This is a genomic window from Litchfieldella xinjiangensis, from assembly GCF_000759345.1.
Classification (GTDB): domain Bacteria; phylum Pseudomonadota; class Gammaproteobacteria; order Pseudomonadales; family Halomonadaceae; genus Litchfieldella_A; species Litchfieldella_A xinjiangensis.
The window spans coordinates 1066330-1082466 of the sequence record NZ_JPZL01000001.1; the positions used below are offsets into that span (position 1 = coordinate 1066330).

15 protein-coding genes are annotated in these 16137 nt (G+C 63.5%); 3 read left to right on the forward strand and 12 right to left on the reverse strand.

The genetic code is table 11. From position 1 onward, the window contains the following. Positions 1 to 14 precede the first annotated feature (14 nt). The gene (locus JH15_RS04985) at positions 15 to 1466 is read right to left on the reverse strand and encodes an NfeD family protein (RefSeq protein ID WP_043527562.1); all 1452 of its coding nucleotides are present in this window, start codon (positions 1464 to 1466) and stop codon (positions 15 to 17) included. A 21-nt stretch (positions 1467 to 1487) separates the two neighbouring features. Further along, complete coding sequence (locus JH15_RS04990; protein WP_043527565.1) at positions 1488 to 3350, reverse strand: DUF748 domain-containing protein; 1863 nt, start codon at positions 3348 to 3350, stop codon at positions 1488 to 1490. Positions 3351 to 3474: 124 nt separating this feature from the next. Here JH15_RS04990 and JH15_RS04995 point away from each other — a divergent pair, with 124 nt between their 5' ends. Further along, positions 3475 to 4176 carry a TIGR04283 family arsenosugar biosynthesis glycosyltransferase gene (locus JH15_RS04995; RefSeq protein WP_043527567.1) on the forward strand — a complete coding sequence of 234 codons (702 nt, stop codon included), beginning with the start codon at positions 3475 to 3477 and terminating at the stop codon, positions 4174 to 4176. Next, positions 4166 to 4831: a TIGR04282 family arsenosugar biosynthesis glycosyltransferase gene (locus JH15_RS05000; RefSeq protein WP_081948891.1), complete on the forward strand. Its 666-nt coding sequence runs from the start codon at positions 4166 to 4168 to the stop codon at positions 4829 to 4831. The genes JH15_RS04995 and JH15_RS05000 overlap by 11 nt, the downstream gene beginning before the upstream one ends. Here the strand turns inward: JH15_RS05000 and JH15_RS05005 are convergent. The 9 genes from JH15_RS05005 to doeA form a co-directional block, all read right to left on the reverse strand. Next, the gene (locus tag JH15_RS05005; protein ID WP_043527570.1) at positions 4794 to 5462 is read right to left on the reverse strand and encodes a haloacid dehalogenase type II; all 669 of its coding nucleotides are present in this window, start codon (positions 5460 to 5462) and stop codon (positions 4794 to 4796) included. The two genes, JH15_RS05000 and JH15_RS05005, sit on opposite strands and share 38 nt — an antisense overlap. Further along, positions 5459 to 5989, reverse strand: coding sequence for a cupin (locus JH15_RS05010; protein WP_043527572.1), 531 nt, complete (start codon positions 5987 to 5989; stop codon positions 5459 to 5461). Before JH15_RS05010 ends, JH15_RS05005 begins: the two co-directional genes overlap by 4 nt. 43 nt (positions 5990 to 6032) lie before the next feature. Next, entirely contained in the window at positions 6033 to 6980 is a 948-nt protein-coding gene (locus JH15_RS05015; RefSeq protein ID WP_043527575.1) for a cyclodeaminase, read from the reverse strand. 35 nt (positions 6981 to 7015) lie between these two features. After that, positions 7016 to 8002, reverse strand: coding sequence for a hydroxyectoine utilization dehydratase EutB (gene eutB, locus JH15_RS05020; RefSeq protein WP_043527578.1), 987 nt, complete (start codon positions 8000 to 8002; stop codon positions 7016 to 7018). Between the two features lie 107 nt (positions 8003 to 8109). Then, on the reverse strand, positions 8110 to 9516 hold the full coding sequence (locus tag JH15_RS05025; RefSeq protein WP_043527580.1) for an aspartate aminotransferase family protein: 1407 nt from the start codon (positions 9514 to 9516) through the stop codon (positions 8110 to 8112). A 117-nt stretch (positions 9517 to 9633) separates the two neighbouring features. Beyond that, positions 9634 to 11115 (reverse strand): NAD-dependent succinate-semialdehyde dehydrogenase, encoded by a 1482-nt coding sequence (locus tag JH15_RS05030; RefSeq protein WP_043527583.1) that lies wholly within the window; start codon positions 11113 to 11115, stop codon positions 9634 to 9636. A 196-nt stretch (positions 11116 to 11311) separates the two neighbouring features. Beyond that, positions 11312 to 11782 carry an Lrp/AsnC family transcriptional regulator gene (locus tag JH15_RS05035; RefSeq protein ID WP_043527585.1) on the reverse strand — a complete coding sequence of 157 codons (471 nt, stop codon included), beginning with the start codon at positions 11780 to 11782 and terminating at the stop codon, positions 11312 to 11314. Between the two features lie 49 nt (positions 11783 to 11831). Continuing rightward, positions 11832 to 12860, reverse strand: coding sequence for a N(2)-acetyl-L-2,4-diaminobutanoate deacetylase DoeB (gene doeB / locus JH15_RS05040; protein WP_043527587.1), 1029 nt, complete (start codon positions 12858 to 12860; stop codon positions 11832 to 11834). Positions 12861 to 12889: 29 nt separating this feature from the next. Further along, complete coding sequence (doeA, locus tag JH15_RS05045; RefSeq protein ID WP_043527589.1) at positions 12890 to 14089, reverse strand: ectoine hydrolase DoeA; 1200 nt, start codon at positions 14087 to 14089, stop codon at positions 12890 to 12892. A gap of 274 nt (positions 14090 to 14363) precedes the next feature. Here doeA and JH15_RS05050 point away from each other — a divergent pair, with 274 nt between their 5' ends. Continuing rightward, a complete protein-coding gene (locus JH15_RS05050) occupies positions 14364 to 15290 on the forward strand; it encodes a 2-hydroxyacid dehydrogenase (RefSeq protein ID WP_043527591.1) in 927 nt (308 codons plus the stop codon). A 93-nt stretch (positions 15291 to 15383) separates the two neighbouring features. On the opposite strand, the gene JH15_RS05055 is transcribed toward JH15_RS05050, so the two are convergent. Further along, the gene (locus JH15_RS05055) at positions 15384 to 16121 is read right to left on the reverse strand and encodes an SDR family oxidoreductase (RefSeq protein WP_043527594.1); all 738 of its coding nucleotides are present in this window, start codon (positions 16119 to 16121) and stop codon (positions 15384 to 15386) included. Between the last annotated feature and the right edge of the window lie 16 nt (positions 16122 to 16137).

Here is a 16137-nt window from a genome sequence, read left to right on the forward strand (position 1 = left end):
TAGTCGGCCATGGCTCAATCCGCCCCGCTACGCGAACGCGGGGCGGGGGACCCATCGTTATCGAGGGGTGACACCTCGAGCGTAAGGCCATCGATGCCGATGACCTCGAGTGTCTGCCCCTTGCCGACTGGTACCGAGGCATGGGCATTCCACAGCTCACCGTGCATGCGCACACGTCCGGCCCCTTCGAAATCGCCTGCCGCAACGGCGCGGGACCCGACGATCTCCTCCTGCCCCGTGCGGGGCCTGCGTCTGCGTAGTCCCAGGAAGCGCGTCACGACCCACAGCATGAGGCCGCTCGCCAACAGGGCGACGCCCCCGATAAGCGGCAGAGAAATGCTCAGGTTGTCATCGTCCATGAGCATCACCGAACCAAACACGAACGCCACGATGCCACCGATACCCAATACGCCGAAGCTGGGCATGAAGGCTTCCCCCACGATCAGCCCCAGCCCGGCCACGATCAGCGCCAACCCGGCATAGTTGATAGGCAGAACCTGGAAGGCATACAACGCCAGTACCAGGCAGATCACCCCGATCGTGCCCGGCACCAGGCTGCCCGGGCTCATCAATTCGAAGAGCAACCCATAAAACCCTAGCAGCATCAGGAAGTATGCGATGTTGGGATTGGTAATGATTGCCAGCAGTTGGGTCCGCCAATCGGGATCGACGCGTTCGACGCTAAGCTCGGACGTATCGAGGATGCGCGTACCGTCATCCATGACGACCTCGCGGCCATCGAGCTGAGCCAACAGATCATCGAGATCGCTGGCCACGACATCGATCACGTTGCGCTCCAGGGCTTCGCTGGCCGTTAGATTGACTGCCTCACGCACTGCCGCTTCGGCCCAGTCGGCATTGCGTCCATGGCGCTGTGCCAAGCTGCGAATGTAGCTGACTGCGTCCTCGAGTACCTTGCGCTCCATGGCGGTCTCGCCACGCCGTGGTGAGTCCTCGCTTGTCGTCTCGCTCTCCTGCGTGCCGGCAGCTTCGCTGCCCTCGCTTTCCTCGTTGCCTCCAGTACCGGGGAAGCCGCCCCCTCCGCCCATCTGAACCGGGGTTGCCGAGCCCAGGTGCGTGGCCGGTGCCATCGCTGCCACGTGGCTGGCGTAGAGCAGGTAGGTTCCTGCGCTCGCCGCTCGGGCGCCACTCGGTGAGACATAGATGGCCACCGGCACCGATGCGCCCAGCATGGCGCTGATCATGTCGCGCATCGAGGCATCCAAACCGCCCGGCGTATCGAGCTGGACAACCATCAGCTCGGCATCCCGCTCCTCGCTCTCCTCCAGGCCGCGCTGGAAGTAATCGCTGGTGGCAGGACCAATGGCATCGTCGATAGTCAGGATCAGTGCCGTGCCGCGCGGTGCGTCTTGCGACCAGGCACTCCAGCCGAGCAGCATCCCGCCGAGCAGGCAGAGCGACCACAGAAGTAGGCGTACATGGCGCTGGATCAGGTATCGCTGCATGGCATCGACTCCTCGCGTGTATCACTGGCGTGTTCTGGCTCGTTCGTAGAGCCCCGTCTCCTCACTCGATTCCGCTTCGTCACTCGCGCTGGATTGCGCGTCCGCCGAATTCGGATCGCCCGATTCGGCGGACTCGCTGTCGCCCTCGTTCCCGTCATCGCTATCGTTTTCCCCTTCCCCCTCGACCACCTCGGATAGCGTCTCCAGTGGTGAGGAGACCAGGCTCTCCAGCGCCTGGCGAATCGCTTGGCCGATGATGCTACCGAAATCGACTTCGGAGGGATCGTCCAGGGGCAGTTGCATCGGGATATCCAGCTCGATGACGCCGTCATCGCTCTTGAGTACGCCTACGAGTGTGCGCAGCGGTAGATCGGTCACCGAGGCATCCACTTCCTCGCCGAGCTCCACCTGCCGCAGAATCAAATGGTTGTCGGCGTTCAGTTGCCCCTGTTCGAGGCGGTAATCAAGGGATAGCGTGGCCTCACCCTGTTCAACCGTGTAACCGGCAAACTCGCGCACGTAAGGCGCGAAGTGGGTCATCGCCAGGCGTTCGAATTCCAGGCGCAGGTTGCCTTGAAGCCTGTCGCCCAGCGGGTCGAACATCCCCTCGATACGCATGGGCGACCCCTCGGAGACTTCCCCGACAAGCGCCAATTGCCCGTCGCCTTCCTGCGCCGAACTCAATTGCCGCCATTCGCCTTGAAGGGCTGAGAAATCGATCTCGAACGGTTGCGGCAGGTGGTGGTCGGAGAACGCCACCGCGCCCTGTTCGATGGCGAGGGTGCCGATGCGGTACTGAAGCGGATTCTCGTCTTGTGTCTGTTGGTCTTGGCTATCGTCCTGGGGAGGCAACCAGGCGGTCAGGTTGGTGGACAGGTCCTCCTCGATACGCACGTCCATCCAGGCGGATTGCAGGCCGACCCGTTCGATGTCGAGCCGTGGCTGACCGCTGTCGAAGTCAAACCCCTCGATATCGATACGCTCCGCCGTCGCCAGGGAGCGATCTACCTCGGGGGCAAGCATGTCGAGCCCGGTGAGCGTGCCCTGGCCGGATACCCGTGTGGCGCCCTCGCCCGCTGCCCCGGACTGGACGCGGAGATCGGCTGCCAGCTGACCGGCATGGGTGCGCGCGCGCATCAAGGTGTCGATATAGTCCGAGAGCGTGGTCAGCGGCAGATCGCGGGGTGCAAGCTCGACATCCACCGTCCAGGGCGAGAAGCCCATTTCCCCTTCCCCCGACAGCGTCCCTCCGTTCCAGTCGGCCTCACCTTGCAGGGTGAAGGGCTCGTCGGACCGGCTGTCGTAGCCATGGGCCTCGGCCTGCAGGGCGTTCAGGGTCAGCGTTACCGGCGGCTCCAGGCGGCGATTGGTCCAGTCGAGGCGGCCGTCCTCGATATCGATACGGTCGATTCGAACCGACGTTGCGTCGCCCTCGGACGCCTCGTCGCCGACGGAAAGCTGCGCCAGGTTCAACGCACCCTCGGCGTCCTGGACCATGTGCAGGCGGGGCGATGCCAGCCGCAGACGGTCGATGTGCCAGAGCGAGGACCACAACGACGCCAACCGAACCTCCGCCACGATGACATCACTGCCGAACATCGGCCCATCGCCCTCACCGGGGATGCGGGCCTCGTTCAGACGCACCTGCACCCCGGGAGGGTCGAGATCGAGAGCGTCGAAGCTGACGCTCTCGATGGTGACCTCGCGTTCGGTCAGTTGGGAAAATGTCTCGGTCAGGCGCGACTCGACGTAACGCGGCAAGGCCCACTGCCAGGCAAGCACCAACAATAACGCCACAAGGCCCACGACAAGGGCGAGCGACAGCCACACGATACGCACACGGCGACGTCGGCCCTGCTCCGGGGCGAAATGAGACTCCTCCATGATGTGCTCCTGTATGCGCTATGTTCAGCGTGGCAGCCGGGGAAGATTCTTGCCAATTCCGCCTGCCGTCACTGCTCGGCTGGTGTATCGTGGCAATGTCCCATTCACGTAGCGGTACTCCGGCATGTCGTTGTCCCCTCGCCCTGTGCCCTTGAGTGTCATCGTTCCCACGCTCGATGAAGCCCTGGGGATCAAGGCGCACCTGAGCGCGCTGGCGCACCTGCGTGAGCGCGGGGCGGAGGTGGTCGTCGTCGACGGCGGCAGCCGCGACGACACCGTTCGGCGTGCAGCCCCCTGGTGTGATCGCGTCATGGCATCGCCAGCCGGCCGGGCCCGGCAGATGAATGCAGGCGCCCTCGCGAGCCAAGGTGCCATCGTCGTGTTTCTACATGCCGATACCCGTCTGCCGGAAGACGCGGATCAATGCATCTATCAGGCCCTTGCAACGGGTGCGGCCTGGGGCCGTTTCGATATCCGTCTCACGGGGCAAGCCAGGCTGTTGCCTGTCATCGCCCGCTGCATGAACGCGCGCTCCCGTCTCACTGGCATTGCGACCGGCGATCAAGCCCTGTTCATGACACGCGACGCCTTCGAGCGAGCCGGTAGCTTTCCCGAGCAACCACTGATGGAGGACATCGAGATGTCCAGGCGTCTCAAGGCCCTTTCGCGCCCCGTCTGCCTGCACCAGTGCGTGATCAGCTCGGGGCGCCGCTGGGAGCGCCACGGCGTGTGGCGAACGATTCTGTTGATGTGGCGACTGCGCTATCGCTACTGGCGGGGCGTGGATAGCGCAAAATTGGCCAAGGTCTACCGTCATGCCCGTTAGCCTCGCTCATCGTGGTGATTTTCCCCTCGCCATTCTGGCCAAGGCGCCCGTGCCCGGCCGGGTCAAGACGCGGTTGATTCCGCATCTGGGTGCGCAAGGCGCCACCACGCTTCACGAAGTCCTGTTGCGGCAGACGGTAGCGATAGCCGTCGAAGCCACCACTAACGTCGTGCTGTGGACGGCCCTGGATCACGATCACGCGCTATTTCGCGAGCTGGCCGATACCTACCGCCTGACGCTTCGCCCCCAAGGCGGTGGCGACCTGGGCGAACGCATGTATCAGGCATTGGCGGCCATGGAGGGTCCCGGCCTGGTGGTCGGCAGCGACTGTCCGGTGCTGAAGCCGGCATTGCTGATCCGCTGTCATGCGGCCCTGAACCAGGCCGATGCGGTGTTCCTGCCCGCCGAGGATGGCGGTTACGCCCTGGTCGGGATGCGCCGCCCTAATTACCAGCCATTCAAGGGGGTCGACTGGGGCAGCGAGCACGTCATGACCCAGACCCGCCGCCGTACCGCCGAGCTAGGCTGGAAGCTCGTTTGCCCCGAGGTGGTCTGGGACGTCGACCGACACGAAGACTACCGTCGCCTGATAAAGGACGGAGCCTGGGCCGCCCTGCTCAGCCCAACCGCTCGGACAATTCAACCAGATCGCTGACCGTACAGTCCGGCTCGCCCCCCCAGGGATCGAAGGGCGCCTCGGCACTTCGCCTCACCCAGGCCGCATGCAGCCCGGCATGGCGTGCCCCGATCGCGTCGAAGGGGTTGCTTGAAACCAGCCAGGTCTTGCTAGCGTCGACTTCCAGCCGCGTGCGCAAGTGGGCATAGACCGCTGGGTCCGGCTTGAAGCGCTTGATCTCGTCGACACTCACGATGTCATCGAAACAATCGACGATGCCTGCCTGCTCGAGCAACGCCTTGACCGCCTCACGCGTACCATTGGAAAACGCCACGCAGGTGTGGCCGCGACGACGAAGCTCAGCCAGCGCCTCGGGTACGTCGGGAAACGCCGGCAGGCGCGCATAGGTCGCCATCAACCGGTCCTTGTGGCGCTCCGAAAGCTCGGTACGCAGCGCCCTGTCGGTAAACTCCAATGCCTCGCGAGTGCATTGGCCAAAGTCGACGTAGGCGCCCATCAAGCCGCGTCGAAAGGCGTACTCCAGCTGCTTGTCGCGCCAGCGCTGGGAGAATTCCATGCCACGCTCACCGAGCTCGGCTTCGAGCTCGACGATCACGCCATGGGTGTCGATCAGGGTGCCGTACACATCGAAGGCCAGGGTCGCTTTCATGACGCTGCCCTCCAAAGGCGCAATAGCGTACCGCCCACCGGATCGTCGGCGGGCAGCGGCATCCGCTCGACCCGTTCTCGCGCCGCCTCGAGCTGGTCCGGGTCACCACGCTCGACCTCCCACTCCTGACCGGGAGGGTAGGCCCCGACCATCTCGAAATCGCTGCTCGACGACAGGCTGGCATGGCCGGTACCGGCGGGCAGTATCATGACATCTCCCGCGGCGACATCGAGCTCCTGGCCCTTGGGCCCACCCAGGCGAATATGCGCCTCGCCGCGGAAAACGCCCAAGGCCTCATGGGCGGTGGAGTGAAAATGGTCGAAATCGAGCAATCCGTACCGCCACTGCGGCGGCCACTGGTGGGCCTCGAACAGGGTCTCGAATTGCGCGGCCAAGGCATCGCCTTCCCCGGTCAGCACCTGGCGGTAGAGCAACACCGGTAACCGCGAGTTGGGAAAGCCTGCGCCGGGTTCGAAATACAGCGTCTCGGGCTCGGTGATGTGGGGCCTGGGAATGGATGTCGCCATGAAACCTCCTGCTAGCCAAGGTGTTAAGGCTGAGCGTAGACGATCATTCCAGGCGTCTCAGGGCAAAGTTGGCGATGGCGGTATCCTGCACGCCGGTACCGGTAAGATCGCAGACCGTGATAGTGGCATCAGAGAGACGCAGCTTCTGCTGCTCGGCAATGACCCGGCCCAACTCGTAGACCTTGAACGGAGGCGCCTTTCCCTGCGCCGCGTAGCCCTTGAGCTCCCCATTGTTCTCGCTCTGGGCGCGCGTATCGCAGACGAAGGCATCGGCACGCACCAGTACCTCATCGTCGAGTTCACGCTTGTCTGGGCTATCCGAGCCCATCGCGGTGACATGCACCCCCTCGGGGAGCATCGAGGCTTCCAGCAACGGCTCGCGCGCCGGGGTCGCCGTGACGATGATGTCGGCCTGGCTGCATGCCTTGCGGATATCCTCGTGAACCTCGACGCTAAAGCCCTTCTCCCCCATGGTCCCGGCATACGCCTCGGCCTGCTCGCGACGACGCGCCCAGACATCGACATGATCGATGTCACGCACCAGGGCAAGTGCCTCGAGCTGAAGCCGGGCCTGTTCGCCGGCCCCGATCACCGTGACCCGGCGACTATCGGCACGGGCCAGGGCCTTGGCGGCAATCGCGCCGGCCAGGGCGGTACGCACCGCGGTGAGATAGCCCTCATCGAACAGCACGGCATCGACCACGCCGGTTTCAGCGGAAAATACCATCATCAGTCCGTTGAGACTCGGCAAGCCACGCTGGGGGTTGTCGAAGGCACCGGTGCTCACCTTGATCGCAAAGCGCGGCCAGTGGCGAATGTGCGCGGTCTTGACGTCGACTTCGCTGTGATATTCCTCCATGACCATCGACATGATCGGCGGCTGGACCACCTCGCCTCGCCCGAGGGCGGCAAACGCTTCCTCGACGGTCATCATCGCGTCGCGGTCGAGTTTGACCACCTGCTCGATGGCATCGCGTTGATAGAGCTGCATGAGCCTCTCCTCGATTGACGGTTGGTATATACCGGTCACATCGCCCGGGCGCGGTCGAAGGTCTCGAGATCGACGCCATTACCCGACAGGATCAGCGCTACCGTCTGGCCTCGGATGTCGATTCGGTGCTCATCGAGGGCTGCCAGTCCCACAGTTGCAGCGCCTTCGACCAGCATTTTTTCATGGGCGAGAACGTCGACCATGGCATGGGCGATCGCTTTCTCGGAGACAGCGTAGTGGTCATCCATCACCTCGCGCACCAGGGCGAAGGTACAGCGGTTATCGAGACCGATACCGCCACCCAACGAATCCGCCAGGCTCTCGACCTCATCGACCGCCACCGGCCGCCCGGCTTGCAGGCTCTCCCACATCGCTGCGCCGCGCGAGAGACTCACCCCGGTCACCTGTATTTCGGGTCGGATACCCTTGAGGGCGGCCCCGATCCCCCCCAGCAGCCCGCCTCCCGACAGACCGACAATCACACGGTCGAGCTCGGGCCTGTCCTCGAGCAATTCCAGGCCGATGGTGCCCTGGCCGGCGGCAATCAACGGATCGTCGAAAGGAGGAATGGCCGTCATGCCGGCCTCTTCAACCAACCGCTCGACCTCCAGAAACGCCTCGTCCTGGCTCCTGCTCACACGCCTGACCTCGGCACCCAGCGCTTCGATGGCAGCGACCTTGTTGGCCGGTACGAGTGTCGACAGGCAGATGGTTGCCGGTACCCCCAGACGGCCGGCGGCATAGGCCACGGCCCGCCCATGATTGCCGGTGGAGGCGGTCGTCACGCCTTGGGCCAACGCCTCACGGCCATGACGCTCGATGAGGGCCGCGATCATGTTGGTGGCGCCACGCAGCTTGAAGGCGCCAGTCGGCTGTTGGGTCTCGAGCTTGAGGTAGACCTCGGCCTCGAAGCGTGACGACAGGGACTCGGAGCGAACCAGGGGCGTACGCGTCACCTGGCCTGCGATGCGTTTACGGGCCGCATAGATCTCCGCCAGGGTCACGCCATGTGCGGGTGTCATAATCATTCTCCAGGGCCATCACCAGGAACGGCGTGATGTGTACGGAAACGAAAACGCCGCAGGGTCGCAGGGTCTCCCCCTACGGCGATAAGCATAGCAACCCAGTCTCAGTTCTGAAGGTCACCTGAATTGGTCAGTTCATCCAGCACCCGATCCACCGCCCGCTTGGCCCGCGCCACGATCTCGTCGACCTCGTCACGCGTCGTCACCAGCGGCGGTGCAAAGCCGAGGATGTCTCCTTGCGGCATGGCCCGGGCGATCAGGTTCTCGTCGAGCGCCGCTGCGGCAATCCGAGGCCCCACCTTGAGTGCGGGATCGAAGGCCCTGCGGGCGCTCGGCGCGGGAGAGAACTCCAGCGCGGCGAGCATGCCCACGCCGCGTACGTTGCCCACGATGGGATGCTCGCCGAAGGCTTGTTGCATGCGGGTCTGCAGGTAGGCCCCGGTTTCCGCGGCGTTTTGGGTCAAGCCTTCGCGTTCGATGATCGCCAGGTTGGCCAGGCCCGCGGCACAGCCCAGGGCATGCCCTGAGTAGGTCCAGCCGTGGCCGATGGGACCGAACTCGCCCGTCCCCTGCTCGAGTACCTGCCAGACCCGGTCGCCGACGATCACCCCCGAGAGCGGTTGGTAGGCACTGGTCAGCCCCTTGGCGACGGTGATCAGGTCCGGTTTGATGCCATAGAAATGGCTGCCGAAATCGGTGCCGATACGGCCGAAGCCACACACCACTTCATCGGCGATCAGCAGCACGTCGTACTTGGCCAGCACCGCCTGGATTTCCTGCCAGTAGCCTTCGGGCGGCGGCACGATGCCGCCCGTGCCCAGCACCGGCTCACCGATGAAGGCAGCCACCGTCTCGGGCCCCTCGGCCAGGATCATCTCCTCGAGCCTGGCGGCACAATGGCGAGAGAATTCACGCTCGCTCATGCCTTCCTGCTCTGCACTGCGCAGATAGTAGCAAGGCGCCTCGGTATGGCGGATGGTATCGATGGGCAGATCGAAATGATCGTGAAACGCCTTGAGCCCGGTGAGCGAGCCGGAGGCGATGCCCGAACCGTGGTAGCCGCGCATCCGCGAGATCACCTTCTTCTTCTGCGGGCGGCCCAGCACGTTATTGTAGTAGCGCACGATCTTGAGCTGGGTCTCGTTGGCATCCGAGCCGGACATGCCGTAATAGACCTTTGACATGCCCGGGCCGGCGAGCTCGAGGATCTTCTCGGAGAGCGCAATCTGCGGCGGGTTCGAGTGCCCCACGTAGGTGTGATAGTAAGAAAGCTCGAGCGCCTGCTGGTAGATCGCCTCGGCCACCTCGGTACGGCCGTAGCCGATATTCACGCAATACAGGCCGGCAAAGCCGTCGATAAATTCACGACCGTCCTTGTCGACGATATTGATGCCCTTGCCCCCGGTGATGACGCGCCCCGGCATATCGCCGTGCGCAAAATCACGCAGGTGGGTGGAGGCATGAAAGGTGACCTTGCGGTCACGGTCGATCAGGTCCTGATGGTCGCTCATCTCGATGTTCCTTGTGGTATGGCCGGCCCTGCGCCGGATGTTGGTTTTTTGTCGTTGATCAAGCCCCGCTATTTGAAACGGGGCAGTGAGATTTAACGCCGTATGGCCAGTGCTCAGCTAGCTACCCGAGACGGAGCCGAGTGCGCCGAGACAGTAATACTTGGTCTCGAGAAACTCCTCGATGCCCGCCGTGCCGCCTTCGCGGCCCAGTCCCGACTGCTTGACGCCACCGAACGGAATGGGTGCACCGGTCATCTTCACCGAATTGACCGCGACCATGCCGTACTCCAGACCGCGCAACATCTTCCAGATGCGGCGGATGTCGTGGGTATACACGTACGCAGCCAGGCCGTACTCGGTGTCATTGGCCATTTCCAGCGCCTGGTCGTCGGTGCTGTAGGCGGTGATACCGGCCACCGGCGAGAAGTTCTCTTCGCGCCAGACGCTCATGCTCGGGGTGACCCCGGTGAGCAGCACCGGCATGAAGTAGTTGGGGCCGGGCGCCTGGGATTGATCGCCAGCCACCAGCGTCGCGCCCTGGGAAATCGCATCGTCGACGATGCCCATCGCCTTCTCGACCGCCTTGCCATGGATCAACGGGCCCAGGTCGATTTCGCTGTCCAGGCCGTTACCGACGGTCAGTGCCGCCATGCGCTCGGCAAAATGCTCGACGAAGGCATCGTGCACGGACTCGTGTACCAGTATGCGATCGGCAGCCAGGCAATCCTGTCCGCCCGTCTGGAACTTGGCGGATACCGCTGCAAATGCCGCTTCCTTGGGGTCGACATCCGGCCCCACGATGAACGGCGCATTGCCGCCCAGTTCCAGCGAGACACGCTTGACGCTATTGGCGCTCTGCTCGAGCAGCAGGCGGCCAACCCGGGTGGACCCGGTGAACGACAATGCCTTGATGCGCTCCTCGGCACACAGCACTTCCGAGACTTGGGGCGCATCGCCCAGAACCACGTTGAAGATACCGGCCGGGATCGAGGCACGTTCGGCCAGTTCCGCCAGCGCCAGCGCCGTGAAGGGGGTTTCGCCGGCGGGCTTGACGATGACAGGACAGCCCGCGGCCATGGCCGCCGCCGCCTTGCGGGTGATCATCGCCAGCGGAAAGTTCCAGGGGGTGATCAGCGCGGCAATCCCTACCGGCTCCTTGATGGTGCCCAGTGCGGCATTGGGAATGTGGCTGGGAATGGTCTGGCCGAAGGTCCGCTTGCCCTCTTCGGCGAACCAGCGAATGAAGCTCGCACCATATTCGACTTCGCCGCGGGCATCGGGCAGCGGCTTGCCCTGCTCATGGGTCATGAGAATCGCCAGGTCTTCGCGGTTCTCCAGCAACAGGTCATGCCAGGCCAGAAGACGCTCGCAGCGCTCGTCGACGCGCAGTGCCCGCCAGTTGGCAAAGGCACCCTCGGCGGCATCCACGGCAGCGCGGATCTGATCGGGCTCGAGCCAGGGAATATGGCCCAGCACCTCGCCATTGGCCGGGTTGGTCACGGCTTCCTCGCGGCCACCGTCGCCGTAGGTCCACTTGCCGCCGACGTAGGCGTGTTGGCGAAACAGGCGCGGATCGCTGAGCTTGATGGTCTGAGTCATGAGTACCTCCCCGACGCACCGGGCAGGCTGAAACGTGGACTGCCCGGTAGAAACGAAAATGGTCTGACGGGCACGGCCGTCCGATACCCACAGGGTAACGGCTTGTTGGGCAGCAGACTTTTTGTTCAGCCATGCATCCCATGGCTTTTTTTTCGTCTAAGGCGAGAGATGTTGCAGAACTTTTGGCGGCAAGTGGTTATTCCGCCTTCCACGCCAAGGGGGGAGGCGTACTCTTGACCGTCTTGGTCACGATATAGGTGAAATAGCGCTCGATACCAATATCCGACATTAACCAGTGATCCATCAAGCGCTGGTAGGCGTCGATGGATTCGGCTTCGATCTTGATCAGGTAATCCACACCCCCGCCCACCGCCACACACTCGGTCACGGAGGCGGTTTCCTGAACCGCAGCCTCGAAGCGCTGAAAACTATCGGCATTGTGCGCCTTGAGCTCGATCTGTACCCATACGGGGTTGCGCTTGACCACGACGTGCGGATTGATGCGGGCGCTATAACCCTCGATGATACCGGCCTTCTCTAGGCGCTTGACCCGCTCCCAGCAGGGGCTGACCGAGAGATTGATGGCTTCGGCCAGCCGCGACTTGGTGATCCGGCCATCGGTCGCCAGGATGTCCAGAATCTTCAGATCGTAGCGATCGAGCTTCATCGGGTCTTTAGTGTCCAAGCGGCACGGCTCCAGTCAGCCCCGGTTCCAGTCAGTCCAGCGACTCGACCACTTCGGCGATCACGGCGAGGGTATCACCCATGTTGACCAGGGCGGGGAAGCGCCGTGCCACCAGCAGTCCGTCGCGCTGGGCACGGTATTCCACCGGTTCGGCGCCGGTGCGCGTCATGTCGTAGACCCGAGCGATCACCTGCCCTTTGCTGACGGTATCGCCCAAGGCCAGGGTCAGTTCCAGCAGTCCGGTATGCTCGCTCTGGACGTAGCACGAGGCATCGGGCATATCGAGATAGATCTGGGGCTCGGCGGGCATTTCCCCCTCGCCGTCGGTCAAGCCGTAATGGATCAGGAAATTACGAATACCACGCTCGGTAATGGCCATGCGCTCGGGAGTGCTCGAGCCACCGCCGCCAAGCTCGGTGGCGACGAAGACCTTGCCCTGGCTTTCCACCGCCGTATCGAACAGGGCCGCGGCGTCGAGCTCGAACATCATCATGGCGTACGGTGCCCCGAAGGACTTGGCGCCCGCCAGGGCCTGGCGCTGCTGATTCTTGTCATCGAGCAGGTGCGAGGCGCCAAACGGCAGGATATCCAGCGTCCGCCCGCCGGAGTGCAGATCGAGCACCACGTCGGCCAGCGGCACCATATAACGTGTGAAGTAGTCGGCGATACGCTGGGTGACCGTACCGTCCGGGTCGCCGGGAAAGCTGCGGTTAAGATTGCCGCCATCCATCGGTGAGGTCCGCTTGCCGGCCATGGCGGCCGGCATGTTCATCATCGGCACGATGATCACCCGCCCGTGAACGTCGTTCGCTGTCAGCGACCGGGCGAGTTTCAGCAGCGCAGTGATGCCTTCGTATTCGTCGCCATGATTGCCGCCGGTGAGTAGCGCCGTAGGACCTTCGCCGTTCTTGACCACCGTCACCGGGATCATCACCGCCCCCCAGGCCGATTCGTCAGTGGAGATCGGCAACTTGAGAAAGCCGTGCTGGACGCCGTCGGCCTCGAAATCGACAGTCGCGGAAATCGGGCTGGGACGCATCGGGGTGGAACGCTTGCTCATGGTGTCCTCGCTTGACGAACCGGTTGCACTCATTTGACGAAAAGCTGCCGGGGGAAGTCGGCCAGGGTTTCGGCCCCCGTCTCGGTGATCAGGATCGACTCGGTGATCTCGAGCCCCCAGTCCACTTCCCACAGCCCAGGCATGAAGTGAAAGGTCATGCCCGGTTCGAGAATCGTCTCATCGGAGGGGCGCAGGCTCATGGTGCGCTCGCCCCAGTCGGGAGGATAGCTGATACCGATCGGGTAGCCGCAGCGGGCCCCGCCCCGGTCGAATCCGTACTTGTCCATGGCGCTGCCCAGGGCCATGGCGATATCGGCGCACCGGTTGCCGGGCTTGGCCACCGCCAGGCCATTTTCGATACCTTCGAGCAGGGCCGATTCGGCACGCACGAAATCGCGGGGCGGCCTGCCCAGGAAGACGGTCCGCGACAGTGGCGCATGGTAGCGCTTATACACTCCGGCTATTTCGAAGAATGTGCCTTCCCCCTGGCGAAACGGCGTGTCGTCCCAGGTCAGGTGGGGCGCTGCCGCATCCTTGCCGGTGGGCAGCATCGGCACGATGGCGGGATAGTCGCCGCCAAAGACCTTGCCAGTATCGTCGACCCAGCCCTCGATGCCGGCACGGTAGATCTCGGAGACCAGCTTGCTCTTGGGCAGCCCCGGCTCGATCATGTCGAGGATCGTGGTGTGCATGCACTCGACGATCCTGGCCGCTACGCGCATGTAGGCCACTTCCTGGGAAGACTTGATGGCACGGCACCAGTTGACCAGTGAATTGGCGTCCATGAACCGCGCATGGGGCAACTCGCGGACCAGGCTCAGATAGGCCTGGGCCGAAAAATAGTAGTTGTCCATTTCCAGGCCGATCACGCCCTGATGCCAACCGCGGTCGGGCATGATCGACTGGGCCAGGTAGTCCATGGGGTGCATGTCCGGATTCTGCACGTAGTAATCCGGATAATGGGTGATGTTTTCCGGCTCCATCCAGCAGGTCCGCAGCGCCCCGTTGCCATCCATACGGCGCCCGTACCAGACGGGCTCGCCTTCCAGGCCGAGCAGAACGCACTGATGCACGTAGAACGACCAGCCGTCATAGCCGGTCAGCCACGCCATGTTGGAAGGATCGCTGATGACCATCACGTCGATACCGCGATGGGCCATTTCCGCACGGACCTTCCATAGTCGCTGCGCGTATTCCTCACGAGTGAAAGGCAGGGAAACCTGGGGCATTGGACCACTCGCCATACGATAATCGCCGAAACCGGCCGCCCCGCGGGGGTGACCGAACCTCCAGGCCCTTAGATCGGGACCCGAAAAACCGCCGGCTAGGAAGGGCGGTTGAGAGATACTTCTACAGTGTTTTCCGACCCTGATACTAGCACCCCGGCCAAGCCCGCCGTCAAAGGCTTTCAACGCATCGAGAGGCCCTATTCGGCGCTTGGCTTTACTTGACAGCGTCTCGCCGCCCATGATGCTGAAAAGGAACCCATGACAGGAGACAAGCATGCGCATTCTGGTGCACATCGACGATGCCCCGATGTGGCGGGACGCATTGAAATCACGTCTACCCCAGGCCGAGGTCTTCACCAGCGACGATGGGGTCGACGATATCGATTATCTGGCGGTGTGGAAACCACCCGCCTCTCTACTCGAGCGACATGCCAATGCGCGCGGTATCGTCAATCTGGGCGCCGGGGTGGACGCCTTGCTGAACAACCCCGGCTTGCCGAAGGGAATGCCGATCGTCAAGTTGCGGGATGCCGGCATGGGCGAGTTCATGGCGGATTACGTGCGCTACGGCGTACTGCACTTCCAGCGTGATTTCGACCGTTACCTGCGCCAGGAGCGCAATGCACAGTGGAAGGAAGTACCGCTGGTCGCCAAACGTGACTGGGCGGTCGGCATTCTCGGACTCGGCGCCATCGGCAAGCACGTGGCCCAGGCCCTGGCCTCCGACGGCTTTCCCGTGCATGGCTGGAGCCGTTCGCCCAAGGAGATCGAGGGCGTCACCTGTCATCACGGCGATGACGGCCTGAATACCTTGCTAACCCGTGTTCGCACCTTGGTCACGCTGCTGCCCGATACCGCGGCGACACGCCATATCATCAATGCCGAGACACTCGCCGCCCTGCCCGAGGGGGCCACGCTGATAAACCCGGGGCGCGGCACGCTGATCGACGAAGCCGCGCTGCTCGAGGCGCTGGGCGACACCGAAAACGAAGGTCGCCTGCGCGGGGCCCTGCTCGACGCCTTTCCCGAGGAGCCCCTGCCCGCAGACAATCCGCTCTGGGCCCATCCCCGCGTACGTATCACCCCGCACATGGCCGCGCCGACCCCGGTCGAGGAAGCCGCCGATCAGGTCGCCGAGACACTGCGCGCCTGGGAAGCGGGCGAAACGGTGGAGACGGTGGACCCTCAGAGCGGTTACTGATTTTTTATCGCCGGTGTTCCTCAACGCGCTGACAAGAAAACGCCGCGACAGAGACTGTCGCGGCGTGCCGAGTCTTACCCATTCGAGAGCGGGTTACAGGGGCTGCTTGGTGGGACGAATGATCATCTCATTGACGTCCACGTCGCCCGGCTGCTCGATGGCGAAGGCAATGGCCCGTGCGATGGCATCGGCATCGATGGCCATCTGATAGAGCTCATCGACCCCTTCCGCCGTCTGGGGATCGGTAATGGTGTGCGTCAGTTCAGTCGACACCGCTCCCGGCGAGATATTGGTGGCTCGGATCTCACCCTCGGATTCCTGGCGAATCCCTTCGGACAGCGCCTTCACGGCGTACTTGGTGGCGCAGTAGACCGCCGCCGACGGGAACACCACATGGCCAGCCACCGAGGACAGGTTGATGATGTGGCCCGCATGCTGCTCGCGCATGATCGGCATGACCGCGGCGATGCCGTAGAGCACCCCCTTGATGTTGACGTCGACCATCTGGTCCCACTCGTCGACCTTGACCTGATCGAGGGGGGACAGCGGCATCAAACCGGCATTGTTGATCAGCACATCGATGCGGCCGTACTTGTCGCGTGCCGTCTTGGCCAGGGAGGCCATCTGGTCGCGATCGGTGACGTCGGTCACCTGGTAGATGGCCTCGCCGCCTTCCTTGACGATGGCGTCTGCCAGCGCCTTGAGACGCTCTTCCCGACGTGCGGCCAGTACCAGCTTCGCCCCGCCCTTGGCGAGACGGTGCGCAGTGGCTTCGCCCAGACCGCTGCTGGCCCCGGTAATGATGACGACCTTATCCTGAATCTCGGACATGAATGCTCCTTTTTCG